This is a genomic window from Polynucleobacter sp. JS-JIR-II-50, assembly GCF_018687895.1.
Lineage (GTDB): Bacteria > Pseudomonadota > Gammaproteobacteria > Burkholderiales > Burkholderiaceae > Polynucleobacter.
The window spans coordinates 260,817-282,367 of record NZ_CP061307.1; the positions used below are offsets into that span (position 1 = coordinate 260,817).

Consider the following 21,551-nt stretch of genomic DNA (forward strand, 5'->3'; position numbering starts at 1 on the left):
GCGCTATTTTGCCAAATCCCCGAAATGGCATCCATATACCTATAAAATTTGGCCTATGGATCTAATTTTGTTACTTAAAGCAGTCATTCTGGGGGTGGTCGAGGGATTTACGGAGTTTTTGCCGATATCCAGTACCGGGCATCTCATATTGGTCGGAGATTTGCTCGACTTTAATAATGATCAAGGCAAAGCCTTTGAGGTCATTATTCAGTTTGGCGCCATTTTGGCGGTTTGCTGGGAGTTTCGCCAAAAGCTCATCAAAGTTGCCACCTCTTTTATCGGTAGCGCTATTGCGCGACGCTTTGTATTAAATCTGTTGATCGCCTCAATTCCGGCTATGGGCCTGGGTTTTTTATTTGGAAAATACATTAAGGCGGTATTGTTTTCACCAATCCCAGTAGCCAGCGCATTTATTGTGGGCGCGCTCATTATTTTCTGGGCTGAACGTCGCCAAAAAAATCGGGCCGATGTATCTAGTCACATTAAATCAGTAGATGACCTCACTCCTTTAGATGCACTCAAAGTCGGATTAGCGCAATGTGCTGCATTGATCCCGGGCACATCCCGTTCAGGGGCAACCATTATTGGCGGTATGTTGTTTGGGCTGCCTCGTGCTGTAGCAACAGAGTTTTCATTCTTCTTGGCTATCCCAGTCATTGGCGGTGCCACTGCTTATGAGTTGCTTAAGCTCTGGAAAGCGCCGGTAGCCTTCTCTGGAGAATTTACTCTCGCTACTGTTGTGGGTTTTATTGCTGCGTTTATTTCAGCGTTTATATGTGTACGTTGGTTAATTCATTATGTAGCTCACCATAACTTCATTCCGTTTGCCTGGTATCGCATCGCATTTGGATTGCTGGTGTTATTTACTGCTTACAGCGGATTGATTGCTTGGTCTCACTGATCTAACCAACATCCTTCATCAACATTAACGGAATTAAATATGGATGTATCAATAGACGCAATTACTAATAATATTCAGCTGGCACTTGCCCCTGTATTTTTACTAACTGCCGTAGCAACTTTGATTAATGCGATTTCAGGACGCTTAGCCCGCTCAGTTGATCGTATGCGTGCAATCCGACACTCCATCAATCTGGGTGAGGTAAAAGATGCGGCAATACTGCGGCACATGAAGAAAGAGGCTGATGAGGCCCAAATTAGAGGCCGCCTTTGTACCGCCGCCATCTTTTTTGATGTCCTCAGCGGTGTGTTTATTTCCTTAACAGTGCTCGAATTATTCTTCTTTCAGGCGGGCGCGGTGCGTTCTTTACAGACGTCTTATGTCATCTGGACATTTGTACTAGGCCTCATCTTTTTTATGACATCTTTATCTATTGTTCTGGCCGAGGTTGTTTATGCCTATCGCTCGGCGGGTTGGAATACCCCAAAAAAGACTAATAACTAATGCACTTAAGCATCCTTTTTTAAAAAAGATTAACTATGAAAAAAATCCTCATCACCGGCGGCGCTGGCTTTTTGGGATCTCACTTAACTGAGAAACTCCTCAAAGAGGGTAATGATGTTTTGGTTGTTGATAACTATTTCACAGGTACCAAAGAGAACTTAGCGCATTTATTACTAAATTCTCGTTTAGAGTTGATGCGTCATGATGTCACTTTCCCGCTCTATGTAGAAACGGATCAAATCTACAACCTTGCTTGCCCAGCATCCCCGGTACACTACCAATACGATCCGGTGCAAACCACCAAAACGAGTGTGCATGGGGCTATTAATATGCTCGGGCTTGCCAAAAGAACTAGAGCTCGTATCTTGCAGGCATCAACCAGCGAAGTGTATGGCGACCCAGAGGTACACCCTCAGCCAGAAGAGTACTGGGGTAAGGTCAACCCGATTGGTATCCGCTCTTGCTACGACGAAGGTAAGCGCTGCGCTGAAACCCTGTTCTTTGATTATTACCGTCAGCACAACTTAGACATCAAGGTCGTACGCATCTTTAATACCTATGGCCCACGCATGCATCCCAATGATGGCAGGGTGGTGAGCAACTTCATTGTGCAAGCATTGCAAGGCAAAGACATCACGATTTATGGTGATGGCCAGCAAACCAGAAGCTTTTGCTATGTTGATGACTTAATCGACGCTATGGTCAAAATGATGAACTCTGAACAAGGCTTTACGGGACCAGTGAACATTGGCAACCCAGGTGAGTTCACTATGCTTCAATTAGCTGAGACTATTCTGAAGTTATCAGGCAGTAAATCTAAGATCATTTATCAGCCGCTACCTTTGGATGATCCTAAGCAACGCCAGCCCAATATCGAATTAGCAAAGGCTAAGCTCGGTTGGCAGCCTAAGGTCAACTTAGAAGATGGTCTTAAAGAGACGATTGCTTACTTTAAGAAAGTTGTGGGTTCGTAGTGGTTGAAAATAGCACTGTATCTGGGAAACGCTTTGATGAGCGAATTCGCTCTTTTGTTTTAAGGGCCGGAAGAACAACCGCTGGTCAACAACGCGCAATGGAAGAATTAGGCCCTCAGTTTTTGCTTCCTTACCAAGCATCCAATCTCAATTTAATTGAAGCATTTAACGGCTCAACTAAACCAAAGATATTGGAGATTGGCTTTGGTATGGGCGAGACAACCGCCAAGATTGCAGCACTCAGATCCGAAGATGATTTTTTGGCAATCGAAGTTCATCCGCCGGGCGTAGGTGCTTTACTTAAGCTGATTGGTGAAAATCACCTTAGTAATTTAAGACTTATTCGCCATGATGCGGTTGAGGTGATTGAGCATATGCTTGCACCAAATTCTTTGGATGGGATTCATATTTACTTTGCTGATCCTTGGCATAAAAAGCGTCATCACAAACGCCGTTTAATCCAGGCTGAGTTCGTAAAGCTTTTGATTTCCAGATTAAAGCCTGGCGCTTATTTGCATCTAGCAACCGATTGGCACAACTATGCTGAGCAAATGCTCTTGGTTCTGAATGCCGAATCTACATTGAAAAATACTTCGAGCGAATTAATGAAAGTAGAAACTTTCACCGCTGAGGATATTGCTAAGCCTGGTGAGGTTTGCAATGAATTCAAGCCCACTCCTGAACAGCTCAATGCCGAGCATCAGGGTTATGTCGTGCGCCCAGACTATCGTCCAGTAACGAAGTTTGAAAACCGTGGCATCAAGCTAGGCCACGGCGTTTGGGATTTGGTCTACAAGAAAAAATAAACCAAGTAACTATAAAAACAAATCAATAAAAAGAAATCTATAGGCTTATAAGCCTATGCAGACGTATTTCATCTCAAGGTATTCATCCATTCCGTAGACGCTACCTTCACGCCCCAGGCCAGATTGTTTGATGCCGCCAAAGGGGGCAACCTCGTTAGAGATTAATCCAGTATTAACGCCCACCATGCCATACTCCAACGCTTCAGCCACTTTCCATACGCGGCCAATATCACGACTATAAAAATACGATGCTAGGCCAAATTGGCTGCTATTGGCTAATTTTATGACCTCTTCATCATTCTCAAAAGGAATAATCGGCGCTATCGGGCCAAAGGTCTCTTCATAAGTAATCAACATTTGACTGTTTACATTGGCCAGAATAGTTGGCTCATAAAAGTTCTTGCCTTCAATAGATTGCTTACCACCAGTGATCAGCTTGGCGCCTTTACTTAATGCATCGGCAACATGCTTTTGCACTTTTTCAAGTGCCGCAGTTTCAATTAAAGGGCCTTGAGTGATACCAGCTTCCATACCGTTACCGACCTTTATGACGGCTAGTGCTTTAGCAAATTTCTCAACAAACTGATCATGTACCTTTTTATGAACATAAAAGCGGTTTGCACAAACACAAGTCTGTCCGGAGTTTCTAAATTTCGAAGCCATGGCGCCACTGACGGCAGCATCGATATCTGCATCTTCAAATACGATAAATGGTGCGTGTCCACCCAACTCAAGGGCAAGCTTCTTAACGGTAGGGGCGCATTGCTCCATCAGGATACGGCCTACTTCTGTTGATCCTGTAAACGATAGATGGCGCACTGTTGGTGAGGAGCAAAGTGTTTTACCAATCACAATAGATTGATTTGCATCAGCGGTCACAATATTAATTACCCCATCCGGAATACCGGCGCGCTTGGCAAGTTCAGCCAGAGCCAAGGCGGATAGCGGAGTTAATTCAGCAGGTTTAATCACGATGGTGCAGCCCGCCGCTAATGCCGGTGCAATCTTGCGCGTAATCATCGCAATCGGGAAGTTCCATGGCGTAATAGCTACGCAAACACCAATCGGTTGCTTTAGTACCATCAGGCGCTTATCGCTCCAGGTTGTGCCCAGAATGGAACCTTCTACACGTTTCGCTTCTTCAGCAAACCACTCTACAAATGAGGCGCCATAAACCACTTCACCAGCAGCTTCAGTGAGAGGCTTGCCTTGCTCGAGCGTCATGAGCTTTGCGAGATCTTGTGTATTTTCAATAATGAGGTCAAACCACTTACGCATAATGTGCGCACGCTCTTTGGCTAATTTGGCGCGCCATGCGGGCAGTGCTTTTTCAGCTGCGGAGATAGCGAGCTCAGCCTCTTTGGTTTCTAGATTGGCTACCGTAGCAATGGTCTCATCGGTGGCAGGATTGGAAACGGCAAAGGTATTTGTAGAGCCAATCCATTTACCATCAATAAAAGCCTCTTCTCTAAAGAGGCTGGAATCTTTCAGTTGACTACGAATATCTACTTTTTGCATGTTGTCTGACCTTGGTATAGATGTAGTTTATTTTATCCCCCAATAAATAAAATAGCCTCCAAGCTTTTAGGGCTTGGAGGCTCGATTCTTTACCGCTGGTTAGGAGGTGTTTAGCCTGCCTGGGTCTCAGTAGCGCGGAGCTTCTGGGCGAGTAGATCTAGCACGCCATTGACATATTTATGGCCGTCTGTACCGCCAAAGGTTTTGGCAAGCTCGACTGCTTCGTTGATGGCTACTTTATAAGGCACCGAAAGATCAACAGCTAACTCATAGGCGCCAATCAGTAATGCTGCATGCTCAACTGGCGAGAGCTCATTAATTGGGCGATCTAGTGCTGGGGTAATAATGGCCTCCAATTCGTCGGTGCGAGCCAGTACACCATCAAAGATGCCTTGAAAAAGCTCGAGTTGGCAGCGACGGAACGCGGGATCTTCGGCAAGCTGCTTGGCAATGGCAGCAGCATTGGGAATGCTGCCAGCGCGACGCATGACTAGGCTTTGATAAACGCCTTGGAGGGCGTATTCACGAGCGCGACGACGTGGTGTTAATGAGCGCTTAGGAGCTGGCTTCACTTCCTTGCCAGCTTGTGGGTTCAGTGGGTTTTGGCTAGATGTGGTCATGCGAATTATTCTTCTTCACTCGAATTGATTTCGATATCAATATCAGGAGTTAATGCCAAGGCCAAATTTGCCATCTCCACTACTGTTTGAGCACATTCTGCGCCTTTTACTTGAACACGGACTTGAGCTTGCTCATCAGTGTCACAAGTGAGTACGCCATTGGCGATTGGTAATCCAGAGTCAATCGAGATGCGGGTGATGCCGGAAGCGGATTCATTGGAGACTAATTCAAAGTGATAGGTCTCGCCACGAATGACTGCACCAAGAGCAACTAAGCCATCAAATTCACCAGTCTCTGCCATTTTTTGGAGCGCAAATGGAATTTCTAGCGCGCCAGGAACAGTAACTAATTTGATATCAGCTTGTGACACTCCAAGGGCGAGGAGTTCATTGATACAAGCATTTGTTAGGGCGACACAATGGTCTTTATTAAAGCGCGCCTGCACAATCCCAACGCGGAGATCTTGACCATTGAGATCAACCTCTAATACGCCTACAAAATCATTAGTGGAACTAGTCATATTAATCTTTATAAATATTCGGGCATTAATAGAATTTAAGGGGTGTACGGTTTGTAACCCGTAACTTCGAGCTTATACCCAGACAGGCTAGGCACAGGGCTTGGATTTGCAAGCAAGCGCATTTTGCCAACGCCGATATCTTTCAAGATTTGAGCGCCGATACCGTAGCTTCTGAAATCGGTTTTTCTGGCTAAAGGTTTATTGGCCTCTTCATGGGGTTGATTCAGTTTTTGGAACTGAGCCAACCAATCTTGATCATTCGGGGCGGCAATACCGGAGGCATTGAGAAGCACTGCAACACCAGCGGATGAGGAGGCAATCTCCTCCAGGGCTTTAGCTAGTGGCCAAGAATGGGTGCTGACGTTAGAGTCTAGGAAATCCAAGACGGTAACTGGCTCATGCACGCGCACTAAGGTTTCTTCAGCTTCAGAAGGTTTGCCATGAACGAGCGCAATGTGTACGCACGAGCTTGGGGTATCGCGATAAATAATGCCTTGGAATTTTCCCCAAGGAGTGATGAATTCTCTACTACCTTCGCGAACCACAATACTTTCATGTTGGCTACGGTACTGAATGAGATCTGCAATGCTGCCAATTTTTAATTGATGCTCTTTCGCAAACTCTAGGAGATCGGGAAGACGCGCCATGCTGCCATCGTCTTTCATGATTTCACAAATCACGGAAGTCGGTGAGCATCCGGCCATTGCTGCTAAGTCGCAGCCTGCTTCAGTATGTCCTGAGCGAATAAGTACACCACCAGGCTGCGCCATCAATGGAAAAATATGGCCAGGCTGAACTAAATCACTTGGCTTGGCGTTTAGTGCCACGGCAGTTTTAATCGTAAGTGCACGATCAGCTGCTGAAATACCAGTAGTCACTCCGCTGGCTGCTTCAATAGAGACTGTGAAATTCGTTCCCATTGATGTGCCGTTATCTCTCACCATCAAGGGTAGGTTGAGTTGTTGGCAGCGCTCGCGCGTGAGGGTTAAGCAGATCAGGCCGCGACCATGTTTTGCCATGAAATTTACGGCCTCAGCTGTCACGTGATCGGCGGCCAGAACTAAATCGCCTTCGTTTTCACGATCTTCTTCATCGACGAGGATCACCATTTTGCCGGCGCTGAGCTCAGCAATAATTTCTTCGGTGGAGGCAAGGGTATTTGGCATAGCCCTCTATTTTAAGCTCAGGAGCCCTTTACAGTGCTGTCCTACCTCAATATTCCGTGTTTCTGACAGCAAGAGCCTTAGATGGGAGTTTCAGTTCACAAGACTGCCTTTGAAAATGGGCGATGCCCCCTATAAAGCTCCCCAACCCCCAATGAGATCTAAAAATGGCCAGGGATTCATCTTGCTGGAGGTTCTGGTCGCAATGGCCCTGATTTTAGGTGTCTGGATGGTGTCGGTGGGTGTTTATCAGCGCCTCGCTTTAACCCTGATTCAACAAGAAAGCAAAAGAGCGCAACTCAGAAAGGATTCAGATACTTTTGAAATACAAGAACACAGCAGGGCTCATCTCAATCTACAGAATCAAGCTTTAAGTTATGAGTCTACTCGAATGTCTGGTCGGGATCGCTCTGTGCGCACTGCTACTCAACCCACTATTAAAAACAAGCGCTGATTTGGTAATTAAGCAAATTGAGTATGAGAAATCGCAAGCGCTAATTTCAGAGGCGGATCGTGCATTTGAGCTAATTGGCCGAGCTATTCGTATAGCTGGTTATCGAAATATTCAAGATACTCAAATCCCAATCCAAAAGTCAGGACAAAAAATAAGATATCAAAAAAGCGATGATTCATTTCTTCTGGTTGAAAAAAAATCAGGATTCCGAGGATCGGATTCACTGATCATTCGTCATGAATTATCCGCCAACGTCGATTTTGATTGCATTGGTAATGTGCTTACTAAAGATCGCACCAAAAATAATTTGGCCATGCAAGGATTCTTGGTAGATCGTCAAGTAGCGATCCCTAAAGGTAAGAAAGTCAATGGCGGCTCGCTAATTTGTCAGTCACTCGATCGCCAAGGCCGCATACAAAATACCACCTTAATGAATGGAGTAAATAGCCTTCTGATAGAGGAGTTGATTCCCTCTGAAGCCCAGCAATCATTGGTCTTAAGGCTTTTTAAGGTCAAGCTACAAATGACTGATGGGTCTAAGCTCAACCTGGATCTCGAGCGCACTTTTGCGACGAGGAATTTTTTATGATTTTGGCTTGGGTGATATCGCTACTCTTACTCTGTTCATCTCTTATCGTTTGTTTGGAGAGGTTGAATGCATTACGTATCGTAGAAGTAAAAACAATGGAAGCATCTCAGAAACATTTTATTGCTGCTGAAAAATCGGTCTTAGACTGTGAGAAAAATTTAACTGATCTGGCTAATCTCGAAGAGAATACTTGTTTTATTCAATCAGTAGGAAAAAATCGTTGGCTAATTTCCAGTAAAGAAAAACCAGCCATTCAGATTGGCGTTGTGATTGATGAAACCACTGGCACAGTAAATCGCATTAACTGGCGACAAGTATTTGAATAACTTCAAGCTAGATTCAAAATCTGGATTTAGCCTCTTAGAATTAATGGCTGTAGTTTTGCTCATTGCCATTGTTGCGATAATGACTATGCCTTTATTGCAAGAACAAATTGCCGCTCGAGAAATCGAAACTATTGCTAGAAGGTTTATTGCCCATGCCCATTTTGCTCGTCAGCAAGCTTTGTATTTAGGGCAGCCCGTGCGCCTTGTGCCTATTTCTGACGATCGATGGGAGTCGGGATGGGTAGTTAAAAGCGGCTGTATCGGGAAGGCAGTCAAATCAGGTTGTATTGAAAAGCCCTGGTTTTTGCAGGGAGGCATTGACCCTGTTTACTTTAAGGGCGGAGGCAAGCAATTCATTGATCCCAATTCGGGCAAGAAGGGCATTCTGTTTAATGCCGCGGGTGCAGCCAAAACGGCTCATGGTGGGTTTGTGGCCAATCGATTGATCCTGGGTCACAGCAGAGCTCTCGACTTAGAGCGCCAAATGATTTTGGGTAGTGGAGGGCGCTGGCGCATCTGCGACCCTGCCAGAGATGCAAAGCGCTGCCATTGAATGGTTTAATAGACCCCATGTACAGCGCAGTTGACCACCAGTTCATGAGCGAGGCAATAGCCGAGGCTCAAAAAGCACTTTATTTATCTAACCCTAATCCCAGGGTGGGTTGCGTCATTGTTAAAGATGGCAAAGTCATTGGTAAAGGCTTTACTCAAAAGGTGGGTAGCGCTCATGCTGAGGTGCAAGCTCTAGCGAATGCCAAATCACTCGGAAATGATCCTGTGGGATCAATCATCTATGTAACGCTGGAACCTTGCAGTCACACTGGGCGAACTCCCCCATGCGTTGATGCTTTGGTTGCCGCAAAACCGAAAGCTATATTTGTGGCAATGTCTGATCCCAATCCTTTGGTTGGTGGCAAGGGCTTAGAAAAACTAAAAGCTGCAGGCATCGCAGTGCATTGCGGATTGATGGAAGCCGAAGCACAGGCATTAAATCCAGGATTCATTTCAAGGATGACTCGAGGTTTGCCTTGGGTGCGCATGAAAATTGCCGCAAGCCTGGATGGCAAAACAGCTTTGCCGGATGGCCGTAGTCAATGGATCACTGGACCTTTGGCAAGAGCAGATGGCCATCATTGGCGTGCGCAAGCTTGTGCCATTGTTACTGGTGTGGGTACTGTTAAAGAAGACGATCCCACTCTGAATGTACGAGATGTTCAAACTGAGCGTCAACCTTGGCGCATCATTGTTGATTCCAAATTAGAAACACCGCCGACAGCAAAGATTCTCAACAACATGGATCAATCAGGCGCGATCATTGTTTGTGCCAGTCTGGATAACCCTCAAATGCAACAAAAAGCGCAAGCATTTACTGCGCGCGGTATAGAAGTCATTGCCATGGCTAACCCATCTGGCAAAGTAGATCTGCCAAAGCTATTCTCGTATTTAGCCAAAGAGCGTGAGATGAATGAGATTCATATAGAGGCAGGCTTTAAGCTCAATGGATCTTTGCTCAGAGAAAATTGTGTAGATGAATTATTGCTCTACTACGCTCCATTCTTCATGGGTGAGGGTATTGGCATGGCCAATATTTCACCCCTGAATTCCTTGAATGACAAAGAACAGTGGCAAGTAATTGATCACAGTCTCTTTGGCTCCGATCTTCGACTACGCTTAATTAAGAACTAAAATTACCCTATGTTTACTGGAATCATTACTACTGTTGGTCAAATTAAGAGCGCTCAAGCAAAGGGCGACGGCTTGCATTTAATTGTGGAGGTTCCATCTGGCTATTTGGATGATGTTGCCTTGGGTGACAGCATTGCTATTCAAGGTGCTTGCATGACGGCTACCCAGTTAACCAGCAATTCTTTTGCCTTAGATATCTCTCGTGAGTCTCTGAATAAAACGATTGGTCTTGATAAGGTCGGTCCAGTCAATCTTGAAAAAGCCATGCGTTTAAATGATCGCTTGGGCGGACATTTAGTGAGTGGGCACGTAGATGGTGTTGGTAAGGTCGCGCATTTTTCCCAAGTGGCTAATGATGCTTATGGTTCATGGCTGCTACGTATTGAGGCTCCAAAAGGGCTGGCGCAATACTTGGCTTACAAAGGCTCTATTGTCGTAAATGGCGTATCGCTCACAGTCAATCAGACAGAAGACTCAGCAACTTCTTGCGTCATTGATATCAATATCATTCCCCACACCTTGGAAAACACCACGCTGGGTAATCTCAAGCAAGGTGATGCGGTAAATCTTGAAGTTGATCTCATCGCGCGCTATGTTGCAAGAATGCTAGAAAATCAAGCTAAATAAGGTTGATTGCTCATTTTCTGTTTTCCGCATTTTTGTACACCGCATCTTGATTTCGCTTACCTACAGCAACCACTAGAACTACAAGTTTGTGATCAATGACTTCATAAACAAGCCTATAACCAACAGTTCTCAATTTAATTTTATAAAAGTTGTCTAAGTCACCATGAAGTTTTGCTGAGGGCACTCTTGGGTTAACTAGACGTTTTTGCAGTTGCTTTTTAAATTGCTCTTTTACTGAGTTATCTAATTTTTGCCATTCTTTTAGCGCAAGAGTATGAAACTCAAGACTAAAGCTCTTCAAGCTTCACTTTCACAGTTTTGCCGCCCTTGCGAGCCTGAATAGTTTTGATTAGCGAGACATCATCAATAAGATCGAGCAATGCTTCATAAGCCTTTGCAGACAAAAGATAGGCTTCAGGCTTATTGTGGTTCAAAACGGCTACAGGAAGATCCCCTGCAATCTCCATGATCTTGCTGGGGTTGCGTCTTAAGTCAGTCATGCTGACTGTGGTTTTAGCGTGGATTGTCTGTGTAAGGCTCATATAAAAATATCCATAATTTAGTGCATTATTATGTGCTTTTTTACAAATGTCAAACACAAAAAATAGGGCCTGACGGCCCTATGGTTTTATTCCCTCGGTTGGGGCTTATCTATAGCGTGTTGGGTCGACTAGATTGGCTTGCTTAAAGCCCGCCTGTCTTAAACGGCAAGACTCACATTCTCCACAGGCTTCACCCAAATCGTTGGCTTGATAGCAAGAGACTGTTTGCGAGTAATCAACGCCTAGCGTGCTGCCTAGTTGGATGATTTCACCTTTAGTCATGCTGATGATAGGTGCGTGCACTCTAAAACGATTTGTATCATTGATAGCTTCCACGCCTGCTTTAGTGGCTAGGTTGGCCATATGTTCAAAAGAAGCTACATATTCAGGGCGGCAGTCAGGGTAGCCAGAGTAATCCACCGAATTGGCGCCGTAGAAAATATCAAGACCACCCAATGACTCTGCCCAACCCAATGCAAGTGATAGCAGGATCGTATTGCGTGCTGGTACATAGGTGATGGGAATTTCTTGATCTTTGCCTGGAGTGGTTGGGACTGCAATCGAGGAGTCAGTTAAAGCAGAGCCCCCAAAGCGAGTGAGATCTAGATTAACTACTTCGTGTCGTGCCACGCCAACTTGTTTAGCGATATGTTTAGCTGCTGCCAGCTCAGATGAATGACGCTGACCATATCCAACGGAAAGGGCGTAAGGCGTGTACCCAAGGTCTTTAGCAAGGGCGAGAACAGTTGTTGAGTCTAGCCCGCCCGAAAACAGAATGACTGCTGGAGCGCCGGCTTTACGGGGCGCTAGAGATTCGAATGCGGCAGAAAGCTTAGACATGGATGATCAGTTACTTGGTGCTAGCAATGAGTTGCTGCGCATCTTTAGCTGCATCAGTGTCTGGGTATTTAGCAATAATTTCGCTAAATGTTTTTTTAGCCGCTGCCTTGTTGCCGCTTTCTAATTGCGAGTTACCCAAAGTCACCATTGCCGCAGGAACGCGTGGATGATTTGGGTAGCGTTTAATTAAACTTTGTAATTGGGCGATGGCACCAGCATATTCTTTATTGGCATATTTACTATTGCCACTCCAGTAGAGGGCAAGCGGTAAGTAAGGGCTTTTTGGATACTTCGCGGTGAATGCAGCAAAGCTATCGTCAGCCTTCTTTAAATTGCCCGCTTGAAACGCCTTTAATGCATCGTCGTAGGCTTTTTTCTCGCCAGGCTGCACTGTTCCAGAGACGCCTTCAATTGTTACGGTGCGAGGCTCAAAATTACCCAAGCGAGTATCGAGATCTTGATAGTAAGTTTTCTGACTATTGTTGATGTCTTCGCCTTGTTTCTCAAGCTCTTCCACTTTGCCACGCAGCTCTGCATTCTCAGTTTTGAGTTTGTCGATCTGACCTTGTAACTCAAGCTGGGTGGTCGCTAGAGACTTGCGCAGATCCAGGATGGCTTTACGTGCTTCGTCATCGGAGAAGAGGGCCCAGGCGCTATTAGATAGGCCTAAACAAATGAGTGCAGCACTTAAACAAAACGCTCGTGAGAGCGTTTGTTTTACTGAGTATGAAAGCATCTTCATTTAGTTGCTGATGTAAACAATGTCAGCGCGGCGATTTTCTGCCCAAGCTGCTTCAGTGTCACCTTCTGCTTTTGGCTTTTCTTTGCCAAAGCTCACTGCTTCCATTTGGTCGTCAGAAACGCCCATCAAGTTTAATGATTTACGCACGGCATCAGAACGACGTTGGCCAAGTGCCAAGTTGTATTCAGCTGTCCCGCGTTCATCAGTGTTGCCCTGAATAATGACTTTCTGCTTTGGATTGGCTTTTAAGTAGCTTGCGTGAGCAGACAGCATTTTTTGGTATTTAGTTTGAACGGTGTATTCATCAAAGCCAAAGTAAACGCTCTTCTCAAAGAGTGGGCTACTTGGGTCATTCCATGGCTGTGAGCCAAATTTTCCACTGCCGCTACCATTGGCGCCATCAGTGTCATCTAGCTTGACGCTAGAGCATGCTGCCATCAAAAATGCTGTGGCACCAATCAGGGCGAATGTCGCTGCGCGACGTGCGATAGAAATCTTCATGAATTTTCCTTTTTCCTACGAGCTCAATCTATAAATGAATCAATAGACAATATTATGCCCCTAAGAACATCAAAAGTGACTATTTCAACCCCTAAAAAGGGGTTTAGATGCAGTTAAGACTTGGTTCAGACCAACTTAAGACTCAGTCCATGAATGGACCCCAGGAGGGCTGACGTACATCAGATCCTGGAATGCTTAATACCTGTTTGGAGTTGCCATCGACTGAAACAGCAGCAAGAACGCGTTTGCCACCAACTTTGGTGGAGTAGAGAACATAGCGGCCATTAGCAGCAAAGGAAGGAGATTCATCACTAGTGCCATCGGTAAGTGCCTGAGTATCGCCAGTAGCCAAGTTCAGAATATAGAGGCGATACGCGCCACCAATATTGGCGATGTAAGCTAAATATTTACCATCTGGTGAGATGCGAGGTGAGGTTACAAAACCTTGTTTGAAGGTAATACGTTTGACACCTTCAGCTTGTTCGCCTTCAGCACTCATGCGATAGATTTGTGGGTTGCCACCGCGATCGCTGGTGAAGTAGATGTAGCGACCATCAGCAGAATATTGTGGTTCGGTATCAATCGTGTTGCCACGAGTTAAACGATGTAAACCCGTGCCATCTGCATTGATGCCGTAGATCTGTGTATTGCCATCTTTGGATAAAGAGATAGCCAATTTCTTGCCATCAGGTGACCATGCTGGCGCACTGTTATTACCCTTTTGATTTGAAAGAGAAATGCGACGACCAGTAGCAAGCTCATGAACATAAATCACTGGCTTACGATCTTCAAAAGAAACGTACGCTACTTTCTTACCATCAGGCGACCATGAAGGCGAGATGATTGGCTCACCACTATTCATAGCATTGCGAATATTTTGACCATCCGCATCTGAAATTACCAAGCGATAACGTTTGCCATCCTTAATGACATAGGAGAGGCGGGTAGAGAACACGCCGCGTTCACCCAGTAATTTGAAGATGATGTCATCAGCAATTTTATGGGCAACTGCACGCAAGTTATCGGCACTTGAGTTGAGATTTAAGCCACCTAGGCTTTGAGATTTGCGAACATCAAATAACTTGTAATGAATATCAAACTGACTATTGCCGGTCTGCACGACCGACCCAACGACTAGTGCATCAGCACCGCGTGCCGCCCAAGACTTGTAGTTAGGTGTGCCATCATCACTTTCAACAGCATTACCGTTCTCAGTATTTTTAAAGTAACCGCTGCGGGCTAAATCTTGACGAATGATTTCAGTAACGCTAGTAGGTAATTTGTTTTCATCTTTAAAACGCATTACTGCGATTGGGTAGAGTGATTGACCTACACCAGTAATTTCAATATTCATCTGCGCAAGCGCAGGTGTTGCCAAGCTAATGAATAATGCAAATATGACTAAGCCAAAAGAATTCAGTTTTGATGCTTGTTTCTGTATCTGTCTTTTCGCTATGTGCAGCATGCATTAATCCTTGGGTTTGAAAGTCAGTTTTACTTCGCGTTGAGGAATTTTGCCATTGTCGTCTTTTGGCAGACTCTCTGCACGTGAAAGGGCTAGCAATACCGCACGATCCCAGCCGGCGTTGCCACTAGAAGACTGAATGCTGGTGCTCAAAATAGCCCCATCTGGAGCAAGATTGACCAAAATGACTGCTGCAGGGTTGCCACTCACGGATTCAGGGTTAAAGACGATCAATGGCTTGACCTTCTTAATCACTTTATCGGTCCAGCCTGGAGGTGCATTACCTCCGCCACCAACACCACTGCCAACCGTACCACCACTACCGCCTTCGGCACCAGCTGCAGCACGTAAACGCGCCAATTGATCAGCACGTGCTTTTTCTGCAGCGGCATTGGCTTTGGTTTCTGCAGGAGATTGGGCTTTAGGGGCTTCAGCCTTTTTCGGCGGCTCTTCCTTCTTCGGTTTTTCCTTCTCTTTAGGTGGAGGAGGTTTTACTGCCTTAGGAGTTTCCTTTACTTCTTTTTTAGGGGGCTCTTTCTCAACCTTCTTTTTCTTGATGGCGATATCAGCAGCCTCTTCTTTAACTTCTGTTTTGAGCTCTGGTTCAGGTGGTGATTCAATCTGCGGAGCAGAATCCCAAAGTTCAACTTCAACACCAGAAGAAGTAGTGTTGTTCCAGCTGATACCAATCATTAAGAAAGCAAGTAAACCCAAATGCGCGATTAGTGAAAAAGTAAAGGCGCGCTTAGTGCTTTCTTCTTTCGTAAAACGTCCTCGCTTAAAAGGCGAGAGGGATGATTGAAAAGAGGGTGCGCTATTCATGAGCAGCTATAACAAGCCCTTAGCCTTACTGGGTCTTGACCGCAAGGCCAACACGCTTCACGCCATTCTCTTTGAGCTTGGACATGACTTCCATCACTGTTTCATATTTGATGGATTTATCAGCAGCGATTACGATGGGTTGATCGGCAGACTTCTCTGCTTGTGATCTGGCAAAGGCGCCGAGTTCAAATTTATTGAGTGTTTGCGTCGGGTCACCATCTTTACGTACGATGACATTCTCATTGGCATCAATCGTTAGGAAGACTGGCGGTAGTGATTGCACTTTGGCGCCACCAACGGTTGGTAAGTTCACAACGCCGGGATTGACCATCGGTGCGGTGACCATAAAGATCACGAGCAACACGAGCATCACGTCAATATACGGAACGACGTTGATATCAGACATTGCCCGACGTTTATTTTTACGTAATGAAGATCCAGCCATAATTTTTTCGCTTATCGGTTCACTCGTTATTTCAATTAACGTCCTGCAGTTTGACGCTGCAAGATGTTGGTGAACTCTTCAATGAAAGTTTCAAAGCGAATGGAGAGGCGGTCTACATCAGTTGCTGCGCGGTTGTAAGCGACTACTGCTGGAATCGCAGCAAACAAACCAATTGCTGTGGCGATCAATGCTTCTGCGATACCAGGAGCTACTGCAGAAAGGGTCGCGTTTTGCACGTTAGCCAAGCCGCGGAAGGAGTGCATGATGCCCCAAACGGTACCAAACAGGCCGATATAGGGGGAGACTGAGCCAACGGATGCCAAGAAGGGTAGATTGGCTTCTAGGAGGTCCATTTCACGTTGGTAGGTGGCTTTCATGGCGCGACGGGCAGCGTCAATCTCACGACCTTTTGCAAATTCTTGCATCCCAGCTTCGAAAATATGCTCTAGGACTGCGTCATTGCGGTTATTGCGCTGGGCTGCCTCCAGGAGGGTGTTGAGGTCTCCGCCGGCCCAAAAGTCGCGCTCAAAACGCTCGGTATCCTGGCGGACCCCACGCAAAACAGCCGTTTTCTTGAAAATAATGGTCCAAGAGGCGACGGACATCCCTAGTAATAACAACATTACCAACTGTACTAATAGGCTGGCATTAAGGACTAGGGAGAGGAATGAGAGGTCTTGTGTAGAGGTCATGGTGGATTTTGTATGATGTAGGTTGATTTTACTAAGTTAATTAACTCAGCAATCCAACTTTTTCAGGATTATCACCATGTTTGACCGTCAAAACACCTTAGCCAAAACCGATCCCCAGTTATGGGCAGCCATTCAGAACGAAAATAAGCGTCAGGAAGATCATATTGAGCTGATTGCTTCCGAGAACTACACCTCACCAGCAGTCATGGAGGCACAAGGCTCTCAGTTAACCAATAAGTACGCCGAAGGCTATCCAGGCAAGCGCTATTACGGCGGTTGTGAATTCGTCGACGTTGCTGAGCAATTAGCAATTGATCGTGTAAAGGCATTGTTTGGTGCTGAAGCAGCAAACGTACAACCGCATTGCGGAGCATCTGCCAACCAAGCAGTGTTCTTGGCATTCTTAAAACCAGGCGATACCTTCATGGGCATGAGTCTTGCTGAAGGCGGTCACTTGACCCATGGCATGGCGTTGAACATGAGTGGCAAATGGTTTAACCCAATTGCTTACGGTCTCGATAAAAACGAAGAGATTGATTACGAGCAAATGGAACGTCTCGCTCGTGAGCACAAACCAAAATTGATTATTGCTGGTGCATCTGCATACTCTCTAAAAATAGATTTCGAGCGCATTGGTAAGTTAGCAAAAGAAGTGGGCGCGATTTTTATGGTCGACATGGCTCACTATGCTGGTTTAGTGGCTGCCGGTGTTTATCCAAATCCAGTACCACACGCTGACATCGTTACTTCCACAACACACAAGAGCTTGCGTGGCCCCCGTGGTGGCATCATTTTGATGAAGGCTGAGCACGAGAAAGCGATTAACTCTGCAGTGTTCCCAGGCTTACAGGGCGGTCCTTTGATGCATGTAATCGCGGGTAAAGCGGCAGCATTTAAAGAGGCGCAGGAGCCGGGCTTTATTGATTACCAAAAGCAAGTTGTTGCGAACGCAAAAGCGCTTGCAGAAACATTAATTGCGCGTGGCTTACGTATTGTTTCTGGCGGAACAGATTCTCATGTGATGTTGGTGGATTTGCGCGCCAAGAAAATGACTGGTAAAGAAGCAGAGCGTGTTTTAGGTGAGGCGCACATCACTTGCAATAAGAACGGTATTCCAAATGATCCAGAAAAACCAATGGTGACCAGCGGTATTCGTTTGGGTTCACCAGCGATGACTACACGTGGATTTAAAGAAGCAGAAGCAAGACAGGTTGGAAACTTTATTGCGGATGTTTTAGATAATCCAACCGATCCTGAGAACATTGCAAAAGTGCGCGCTCAAGTTTCTGAGCTCACGAAGCGTTTCCCAGTTTACGGTTAAGCAAGCAATCGGCAACCCACCTAAGAAAAGAAGAGCTCATTGCGCTGCCCTTTTTGCCATAACGAAGATACCCAGGTTTTAGATACCCGGGTATCAGACGAGGGCGATACCATTCGCCGTCGTCGCCGTTGTGCTAAATGCGATAAGCGATTCACAACTTATGAACGTGTTGAGTTAGCACTCCCGGCGATCGTCAAGAAAAACGGCAGCAGAGTGGAATATAGTCACGATAAGCTGGCAAGTTCACTCAAGCTGGCTCTTCGTAAGCGCCCAGTATCTTCAGACTCCGTAGATGAATCTATTGCCCGCATTGAAGAAAAACTCCTCAGCCTTGGCGAGAAAGAAATTCCAAGCGAGCGTGTAGGTGAGTTGGTGATGCGTGAACTTAAGCGTCTTGATAAAGTGGCTTACATCCGCTTCGCTTCAGTCTACAGAAGCTTTGCAGATATTGAGTCTTTTGAGAGCGCTTTAAAAGAGCTCAAATAAGAAGCGCCTAAATAAACAGAGTTTTACAAAAGAAAAAGGACTGCATTGCAGCCCTTTTTGACTAATGGGAATTGAATTACTTCAATTCGGCAAAAATAGAAGTAGTAATGTCTTCAACGCTACCAGTGCCGCTGACCTTGCGATAGGCCGGCGCTTTTACTTTGTCCGCTGGACTGCCTTGCGCAGCCCATGAGGAGTAGTACTCCACCAATGGACGGGTTTGATCGTCGTAAACCTGTAAGCGTTTGCGAACAGTTTCTTCTTTATCGTCATCACGCTGAATAAGATCATCGCCAGTCACATCATCTTTACCTGCAACCTTTGGCGGGTTGTATTTGATGTGATAAGTGCGGCCAGAAGCGGGGTGCACGCGACGTCCGCCCATGCGATCGATGATGGCATCAAATGGCACATCGATTTCTAAAACGTAATCAATAGGAACGCCAGCATCTTTCATGGCTTGTGCTTGAGGAATTGTTCTTGGGAAGCCGTCAAACAAATAGCCCTTGCTGCAATCAGGTTGAGTCAAGCGATCTTTAACAAGGCCAATGATGATGTCATCAGAGACAAGGCCACCTGCATCCATAATTTTTTTGGCTGCAATACCGAGTTCAGTTCCTGCTTTCACAGCAGCGCGCAACATATCGCCAGTGGAAATTTGTGGAATAGCAAACTTTTCGCAAATAAACTGAGCTTGTGTGCCTTTTCCAGCACCTGGTGCACCGAGCAGAATCAACCGCATTGTTTTCCCCTTAGAAGAGCTGTCATTGTCCCGTATTTTGTCGGGATCTTAGAAACCTATTGCCTAGGATTATCCCCGAGAAGCTGCAAACTACCGAGGCTTTGATGGTATTGGCCTAGGAGCCAGCCAGCAACTGACGCACTCTTTCGAGGTCCTCTAGGGTGTCGACCCCAGCTGGCGGTGCTTCTGAGGCGGTATGAACCGCTATGCGATAACCATTCCAGAGGGCACGCAGCTGCTCTAGCGCTTCAGCCTGCTCTGGAGGCGCTGGCTGAAGGCGGGCATAGGCCTGTAAAAAGTCAGCTCTATAGGCATAGATTCCCAGATGGCGTAAATGCTCTGTTTTTTGATCGGCTTGTGGGTCCCTCACAAAGGGAATTGATGCTCTAGAGAAATAGAGCGCCTCGCCAGCGCGATTGAGAACCACTTTTACAACGTTGGGATTATTGATCTCCGTGGCATCGGTAATCGGTACAGCAACTGTGGAGATGGCGCACTCTTGATGCTTCGCCAAAGTGCTAGCAACTTGATTAATCAATTCTGGCGGAATGAGCGGCTCATCGCCTTGTACATTCACAATCAATGCATTGTTAGGCAGCTTTAGTAACTGGGCCACTTCAGCAATACGGTCGGTTCCGGTTGGATGGTCTGCGCTAGTGAGCAAACATTCAATACGATGTTCATCGCAAGCAGCTTGTATTTCTGGTGAATCAGTTGCAACCACAACGCTTTGCGCAAGTGATTGCTTGGCACGTTCTGCAACTCGAATGACCATGGGTTTGCCGCCAATGTCAGCTAGAGGTTTTCGAGGCAAGCGAGTGGATCCCAGCCTAGCTGGAATCACCACTAAAAAATCTGGAGCTTTGGAAGAGTGACTCATCAAAGTGGCGTGCTCAATGTATCAAGCAAGTTCATCAGCACTCATGCTGCGCGCTTCTTCAACCAGCATTACTGGCACATCATCCCGAATGGGGTAAGCCAAGCGGTCAGCCTTGCAAATGAGTTCATGTTTCTCGGCATTTAAATGCAATTGGCTTTTGCATAGAGGGCAAACCAAAATATCGAGCAGTCGTTTATCCATGATTTCTTTGTGGTGATCTAAATGAAGAGTTTAAATATATGAGGACACAGTGTAGTGCTATGTACGCTAAACCTACAAGGTGTAGCGATAAGGACTGGGTCTTTGTAGGATAGATTGAAGCCAGTCAGCCAGGCTATCCGGAAGGGCGAGAGTTATTGGCACCACCCAAATACGTTCATCGGTAATCGTTGCGCATTTCACAGCATCCTTTTCTGTAATGAGGATGCATTGCGCGTTGATCTTCTCAAAGAACTCAGGGGTATATGTCGCATGGTCAGGCAAAGGAATCGATTTAGCGGCAATACCCTGTTTGAGTAGATCGTCAAAAAAGCGTTGTGGATTACCCAGGGCGGCAACAGCAGTCATTTTGTTTGGTAGATAGCTATCCGCAATTTGAGCAAGCGTCTGCGTATTTGCGGGATTGATCAATTGGTAGGCATTACCTAAATTACCGAAGAGTGAAAATGCGCGACGCCCTAAAAAGTATTCGTCGTGGGGACCAAGTTTAGATTCAATGCCTTTTGCTTTTCCAGTAAAGAGGGTGGCATCGCGTTCGCGTGTGGCGGGTTCACGCAAAGGGCCGGCGGGTAGCAAAAAGCGATTGCCTTCGCCGCGTCCATCACGCACTACGAATTCGATATCACGACCGCCTTCGCGAGCAGGCCAGCGAGCTAAGCCACTATGTTGTAGGCCATCATCACTAATGATGATGTTCACATTGGATGAATGCTTGAGCAAAGCCTGAATACTTTTCTGACGCTTAGGAAAGACCCAAATCGGAAATTGATCGTGCGTACGTTTTGCAATCAAGACTGGCTCATCGCCAACTAAAGCAGGATCAGAATTGCTGTGGACTTGTAAGGGTGCTGTTTGTGAAGAGGAGCCATAGCCTCTACTGATAATGCCGGGCCTCCATCCAAGTTGCTGTAAGCGTTCTGCTAAAGCAATGACGATGGGTGTCTTGCCTGTCCCACCTACGCGAATATTGCCCACAATAATCACCGGTACTGGAGCAGGCTTTTGTTTTACTAAGCCCGTATCCAGAATTAACTTACGCACACGCACCACTAAGCCATAAAGCCAAGAGAGTGGCCATAGTAATAAGCTTGTAGGGCCACGTCTTTCCCAGAACTTAGGTGCTTTACGGAAGAAAGAAAATGACATTGAGCGGTTTCTTTGTTCG

At 46.1% G+C, this 21,551-nt stretch carries 28 protein-coding genes; 11 read left to right on the top strand and 17 right to left on the bottom strand.

Annotation, left to right across the window (positions count from 1 at the left end):
- Nucleotides 1–55 precede the first annotated feature (55 nt).
- The 4 genes from FD963_RS01385 to trmB all read left to right on the top strand — a co-directional run bounded on the left by FD963_RS01385 (nt 56) and on the right by trmB (nt 3,185).
- Nucleotides 56–901, top strand: a complete 846-nt coding sequence (locus FD963_RS01385; protein ID WP_215362609.1) for an undecaprenyl-diphosphate phosphatase — start codon at nt 56–58, stop codon at nt 899–901.
- Between the two features lie 39 nt (nt 902–940).
- Nucleotides 941–1,405 carry a DUF2721 domain-containing protein gene (locus FD963_RS01390; protein WP_215362610.1) on the top strand — a complete coding sequence of 155 codons (465 nt, stop codon included), beginning with the start codon at nt 941–943 and terminating at the stop codon, nt 1,403–1,405.
- A 35-nt stretch (nt 1,406–1,440) separates the two neighbouring features.
- On the top strand, nt 1,441–2,379 hold the full coding sequence (locus FD963_RS01395; protein WP_215362611.1) for a UDP-glucuronic acid decarboxylase family protein: 939 nt from the start codon (nt 1,441–1,443) through the stop codon (nt 2,377–2,379).
- A gap of 98 nt (nt 2,380–2,477) precedes the next feature.
- Nucleotides 2,478–3,185: a tRNA (guanosine(46)-N7)-methyltransferase TrmB gene (gene trmB, locus FD963_RS01400; protein WP_371818490.1), complete on the top strand. Its 708-nt coding sequence runs from the start codon at nt 2,478–2,480 to the stop codon at nt 3,183–3,185.
- Nucleotides 3,186–3,230: 45 nt separating this feature from the next.
- Here trmB and FD963_RS01405 read toward each other — a convergent pair whose 3' ends face one another.
- From FD963_RS01405 to ribBA, 4 genes are all read right to left on the bottom strand, one after another.
- Nucleotides 3,231–4,703, bottom strand: coding sequence for an NAD-dependent succinate-semialdehyde dehydrogenase (locus FD963_RS01405; protein ID WP_215362613.1), 1,473 nt, complete (start codon nt 4,701–4,703; stop codon nt 3,231–3,233).
- 110 nt (nt 4,704–4,813) lie between these two features.
- Nucleotides 4,814–5,323, bottom strand: a complete 510-nt coding sequence (gene nusB / locus FD963_RS01410; protein ID WP_215362614.1) for a transcription antitermination factor NusB — start codon at nt 5,321–5,323, stop codon at nt 4,814–4,816.
- A 5-nt stretch (nt 5,324–5,328) separates the two neighbouring features.
- Nucleotides 5,329–5,844 (bottom strand): 6,7-dimethyl-8-ribityllumazine synthase, encoded by a 516-nt coding sequence (gene ribH / locus FD963_RS01415; RefSeq protein ID WP_215362615.1) that lies wholly within the window; start codon nt 5,842–5,844, stop codon nt 5,329–5,331.
- A gap of 35 nt (nt 5,845–5,879) precedes the next feature.
- A complete protein-coding gene (gene ribBA / locus FD963_RS01420) occupies nt 5,880–7,010 on the bottom strand; it encodes a bifunctional 3,4-dihydroxy-2-butanone-4-phosphate synthase/GTP cyclohydrolase II (RefSeq protein WP_215362616.1) in 1,131 nt (376 codons plus the stop codon).
- Nucleotides 7,011–7,384: 374 nt separating this feature from the next.
- Between ribBA and FD963_RS01425 the strand changes: the two genes are divergently transcribed.
- The 5 genes from FD963_RS01425 to FD963_RS01445 are packed head-to-tail and all read left to right on the top strand — an operon-like array spanning nt 7,385 to nt 10,689.
- Nucleotides 7,385–8,050, top strand: a complete 666-nt coding sequence (locus FD963_RS01425; protein WP_215362617.1) for a hypothetical protein — start codon at nt 7,385–7,387, stop codon at nt 8,048–8,050.
- Nucleotides 8,047–8,376 carry a hypothetical protein gene (locus tag FD963_RS01430; RefSeq protein ID WP_215362618.1) on the top strand — a complete coding sequence of 110 codons (330 nt, stop codon included), beginning with the start codon at nt 8,047–8,049 and terminating at the stop codon, nt 8,374–8,376. The genes FD963_RS01425 and FD963_RS01430 overlap by 4 nt, the downstream gene beginning before the upstream one ends.
- A 43-nt stretch (nt 8,377–8,419) precedes the next feature.
- The gene (locus FD963_RS01435) at nt 8,420–8,929 is read left to right on the top strand and encodes a GspH/FimT family pseudopilin (protein ID WP_215362619.1); all 510 of its coding nucleotides are present in this window, start codon (nt 8,420–8,422) and stop codon (nt 8,927–8,929) included.
- Nucleotides 8,930–8,946: 17 nt separating this feature from the next.
- On the top strand, nt 8,947–10,062 hold the full coding sequence (gene ribD, locus FD963_RS01440) for a bifunctional diaminohydroxyphosphoribosylaminopyrimidine deaminase/5-amino-6-(5-phosphoribosylamino)uracil reductase RibD (RefSeq protein ID WP_215362620.1): 1,116 nt from the start codon (nt 8,947–8,949) through the stop codon (nt 10,060–10,062).
- Between the two features lie 9 nt (nt 10,063–10,071).
- On the top strand, nt 10,072–10,689 hold the full coding sequence (locus FD963_RS01445; RefSeq protein WP_215362621.1) for a riboflavin synthase: 618 nt from the start codon (nt 10,072–10,074) through the stop codon (nt 10,687–10,689).
- Nucleotides 10,690–10,699: 10 nt separating this feature from the next.
- Here the strand turns inward: FD963_RS01445 and FD963_RS01450 are convergent, their stop codons facing one another.
- The 9 genes from FD963_RS01450 to tolQ all read right to left on the bottom strand — a co-directional run bounded on the left by FD963_RS01450 (nt 10,700) and on the right by tolQ (nt 16,738).
- Nucleotides 10,700–10,990 carry a type II toxin-antitoxin system RelE/ParE family toxin gene (locus tag FD963_RS01450; RefSeq protein ID WP_215362622.1) on the bottom strand — a complete coding sequence of 97 codons (291 nt, stop codon included), beginning with the start codon at nt 10,988–10,990 and terminating at the stop codon, nt 10,700–10,702.
- Nucleotides 10,977–11,231 (bottom strand): type II toxin-antitoxin system prevent-host-death family antitoxin, encoded by a 255-nt coding sequence (locus tag FD963_RS01455; RefSeq protein ID WP_215362623.1) that lies wholly within the window; start codon nt 11,229–11,231, stop codon nt 10,977–10,979. The genes FD963_RS01450 and FD963_RS01455 overlap by 14 nt, the downstream gene beginning before the upstream one ends.
- A gap of 105 nt (nt 11,232–11,336) precedes the next feature.
- Nucleotides 11,337–12,071: a 7-cyano-7-deazaguanine synthase QueC gene (gene queC / locus FD963_RS01460; RefSeq protein WP_215362624.1), complete on the bottom strand. Its 735-nt coding sequence runs from the start codon at nt 12,069–12,071 to the stop codon at nt 11,337–11,339.
- Between the two features lie 10 nt (nt 12,072–12,081).
- Nucleotides 12,082–12,813 carry a tol-pal system protein YbgF gene (ybgF, locus tag FD963_RS01465; protein ID WP_215362625.1) on the bottom strand — a complete coding sequence of 244 codons (732 nt, stop codon included), beginning with the start codon at nt 12,811–12,813 and terminating at the stop codon, nt 12,082–12,084.
- Nucleotides 12,814–13,314 carry a peptidoglycan-associated lipoprotein Pal gene (gene pal / locus FD963_RS01470; protein ID WP_215362626.1) on the bottom strand — a complete coding sequence of 167 codons (501 nt, stop codon included), beginning with the start codon at nt 13,312–13,314 and terminating at the stop codon, nt 12,814–12,816.
- A gap of 142 nt (nt 13,315–13,456) precedes the next feature.
- A complete protein-coding gene (tolB, locus tag FD963_RS01475) occupies nt 13,457–14,779 on the bottom strand; it encodes a Tol-Pal system beta propeller repeat protein TolB (protein WP_215362627.1) in 1,323 nt (440 codons plus the stop codon).
- A 3-nt stretch (nt 14,780–14,782) separates the two neighbouring features.
- Entirely contained in the window at nt 14,783–15,601 is an 819-nt protein-coding gene (tolA, locus tag FD963_RS01480; protein WP_215362628.1) for a cell envelope integrity protein TolA, read from the bottom strand.
- A 25-nt stretch (nt 15,602–15,626) separates the two neighbouring features.
- Nucleotides 15,627–16,046 carry a protein TolR gene (tolR, locus tag FD963_RS01485; RefSeq protein ID WP_072583297.1) on the bottom strand — a complete coding sequence of 140 codons (420 nt, stop codon included), beginning with the start codon at nt 16,044–16,046 and terminating at the stop codon, nt 15,627–15,629.
- A gap of 35 nt (nt 16,047–16,081) precedes the next feature.
- On the bottom strand, nt 16,082–16,738 hold the full coding sequence (gene tolQ / locus FD963_RS01490) for a protein TolQ (RefSeq protein WP_215362629.1): 657 nt from the start codon (nt 16,736–16,738) through the stop codon (nt 16,082–16,084).
- Nucleotides 16,739–16,814: 76 nt separating this feature from the next.
- Between tolQ and glyA the strand changes: the two genes are divergently transcribed.
- Both glyA and nrdR read left to right on the top strand, forming a co-directional pair.
- Nucleotides 16,815–18,059, top strand: coding sequence for a serine hydroxymethyltransferase (gene glyA, locus FD963_RS01495; RefSeq protein WP_215362630.1), 1,245 nt, complete (start codon nt 16,815–16,817; stop codon nt 18,057–18,059).
- Nucleotides 18,060–18,098: 39 nt separating this feature from the next.
- Nucleotides 18,099–18,545 (top strand): transcriptional regulator NrdR, encoded by a 447-nt coding sequence (gene nrdR, locus FD963_RS01500; RefSeq protein ID WP_072583294.1) that lies wholly within the window; start codon nt 18,099–18,101, stop codon nt 18,543–18,545.
- Nucleotides 18,546–18,621: 76 nt separating this feature from the next.
- Here nrdR and adk read toward each other — a convergent pair whose 3' ends face one another.
- The 4 genes from adk to lpxK all read right to left on the bottom strand — a co-directional run bounded on the left by adk (nt 18,622) and on the right by lpxK (nt 21,532).
- Nucleotides 18,622–19,287, bottom strand: coding sequence for an adenylate kinase (gene adk / locus FD963_RS01505; RefSeq protein ID WP_215362631.1), 666 nt, complete (start codon nt 19,285–19,287; stop codon nt 18,622–18,624).
- A gap of 115 nt (nt 19,288–19,402) precedes the next feature.
- Nucleotides 19,403–20,167 (bottom strand): 3-deoxy-manno-octulosonate cytidylyltransferase, encoded by a 765-nt coding sequence (kdsB, locus tag FD963_RS01510; protein WP_215362632.1) that lies wholly within the window; start codon nt 20,165–20,167, stop codon nt 19,403–19,405.
- A gap of 21 nt (nt 20,168–20,188) precedes the next feature.
- The gene (locus FD963_RS01515; protein ID WP_215362633.1) at nt 20,189–20,368 is read right to left on the bottom strand and encodes a Trm112 family protein; all 180 of its coding nucleotides are present in this window, start codon (nt 20,366–20,368) and stop codon (nt 20,189–20,191) included.
- Nucleotides 20,369–20,440: 72 nt separating this feature from the next.
- The gene (lpxK, locus tag FD963_RS01520) at nt 20,441–21,532 is read right to left on the bottom strand and encodes a tetraacyldisaccharide 4'-kinase (protein WP_215362634.1); all 1,092 of its coding nucleotides are present in this window, start codon (nt 21,530–21,532) and stop codon (nt 20,441–20,443) included.
- Between the last annotated feature and the right edge of the window lie 19 nt (nt 21,533–21,551).

Bases quoted from the DNA above. Each gene is read 5' to 3' on its own strand.
- glyA (WP_215362630.1), top strand. From the start codon at position 16,815: ATGTTTGACCGTCAAAACACCTTAGCCAAAACCGATCCCCAGTTATGG.
- ribBA (WP_215362616.1), bottom strand. From the start codon at position 7,010: ATGCCAAATACCCTTGCCTCCACCGAAGAAATTATTGCTGAGCTCAGC.
- adk (WP_215362631.1), bottom strand. From the start codon at position 19,287: ATGCGGTTGATTCTGCTCGGTGCACCAGGTGCTGGAAAAGGCACACAA.
- ybgF (WP_215362625.1), bottom strand. From the start codon at position 12,813: ATGAAGATGCTTTCATACTCAGTAAAACAAACGCTCTCACGAGCGTTT.
- FD963_RS01385 (WP_215362609.1), top strand. From the start codon at position 56: ATGGATCTAATTTTGTTACTTAAAGCAGTCATTCTGGGGGTGGTCGAG.
- tolQ (WP_215362629.1), bottom strand. From the start codon at position 16,738: ATGACCTCTACACAAGACCTCTCATTCCTCTCCCTAGTCCTTAATGCC.
- kdsB (WP_215362632.1), bottom strand. From the start codon at position 20,167: ATGAGTCACTCTTCCAAAGCTCCAGATTTTTTAGTGGTGATTCCAGCT.
- ribH (WP_215362615.1), bottom strand. From the start codon at position 5,844: ATGACTAGTTCCACTAATGATTTTGTAGGCGTATTAGAGGTTGATCTC.
- FD963_RS01515 (WP_215362633.1), bottom strand. From the start codon at position 20,368: ATGGATAAACGACTGCTCGATATTTTGGTTTGCCCTCTATGCAAAAGC.
- FD963_RS01445 (WP_215362621.1), top strand. From the start codon at position 10,072: ATGTTTACTGGAATCATTACTACTGTTGGTCAAATTAAGAGCGCTCAA.
- trmB (WP_371818490.1), top strand. From the start codon at position 2,478: ATGGAAGAATTAGGCCCTCAGTTTTTGCTTCCTTACCAAGCATCCAAT.
- tolA (WP_215362628.1), bottom strand. From the start codon at position 15,601: ATGAATAGCGCACCCTCTTTTCAATCATCCCTCTCGCCTTTTAAGCGA.
- FD963_RS01405 (WP_215362613.1), bottom strand. From the start codon at position 4,703: ATGCAAAAAGTAGATATTCGTAGTCAACTGAAAGATTCCAGCCTCTTT.
- FD963_RS01435 (WP_215362619.1), top strand. From the start codon at position 8,420: ATGGCTGTAGTTTTGCTCATTGCCATTGTTGCGATAATGACTATGCCT.
- ribD (WP_215362620.1), top strand. From the start codon at position 8,947: ATGTACAGCGCAGTTGACCACCAGTTCATGAGCGAGGCAATAGCCGAG.
- pal (WP_215362626.1), bottom strand. From the start codon at position 13,314: ATGAAGATTTCTATCGCACGTCGCGCAGCGACATTCGCCCTGATTGGT.
- tolR (WP_072583297.1), bottom strand. From the start codon at position 16,046: ATGGCTGGATCTTCATTACGTAAAAATAAACGTCGGGCAATGTCTGAT.
- FD963_RS01390 (WP_215362610.1), top strand. From the start codon at position 941: ATGGATGTATCAATAGACGCAATTACTAATAATATTCAGCTGGCACTT.
- FD963_RS01455 (WP_215362623.1), bottom strand. From the start codon at position 11,231: ATGAGCCTTACACAGACAATCCACGCTAAAACCACAGTCAGCATGACT.
- nusB (WP_215362614.1), bottom strand. From the start codon at position 5,323: ATGACCACATCTAGCCAAAACCCACTGAACCCACAAGCTGGCAAGGAA.
- tolB (WP_215362627.1), bottom strand. From the start codon at position 14,779: ATGCTGCACATAGCGAAAAGACAGATACAGAAACAAGCATCAAAACTG.
- queC (WP_215362624.1), bottom strand. From the start codon at position 12,071: ATGTCTAAGCTTTCTGCCGCATTCGAATCTCTAGCGCCCCGTAAAGCC.
- lpxK (WP_215362634.1), bottom strand. From the start codon at position 21,532: ATGTCATTTTCTTTCTTCCGTAAAGCACCTAAGTTCTGGGAAAGACGT.
- FD963_RS01395 (WP_215362611.1), top strand. From the start codon at position 1,441: ATGAAAAAAATCCTCATCACCGGCGGCGCTGGCTTTTTGGGATCTCAC.
- FD963_RS01430 (WP_215362618.1), top strand. From the start codon at position 8,047: ATGATTTTGGCTTGGGTGATATCGCTACTCTTACTCTGTTCATCTCTT.
- FD963_RS01425 (WP_215362617.1), top strand. From the start codon at position 7,385: ATGAGTCTACTCGAATGTCTGGTCGGGATCGCTCTGTGCGCACTGCTA.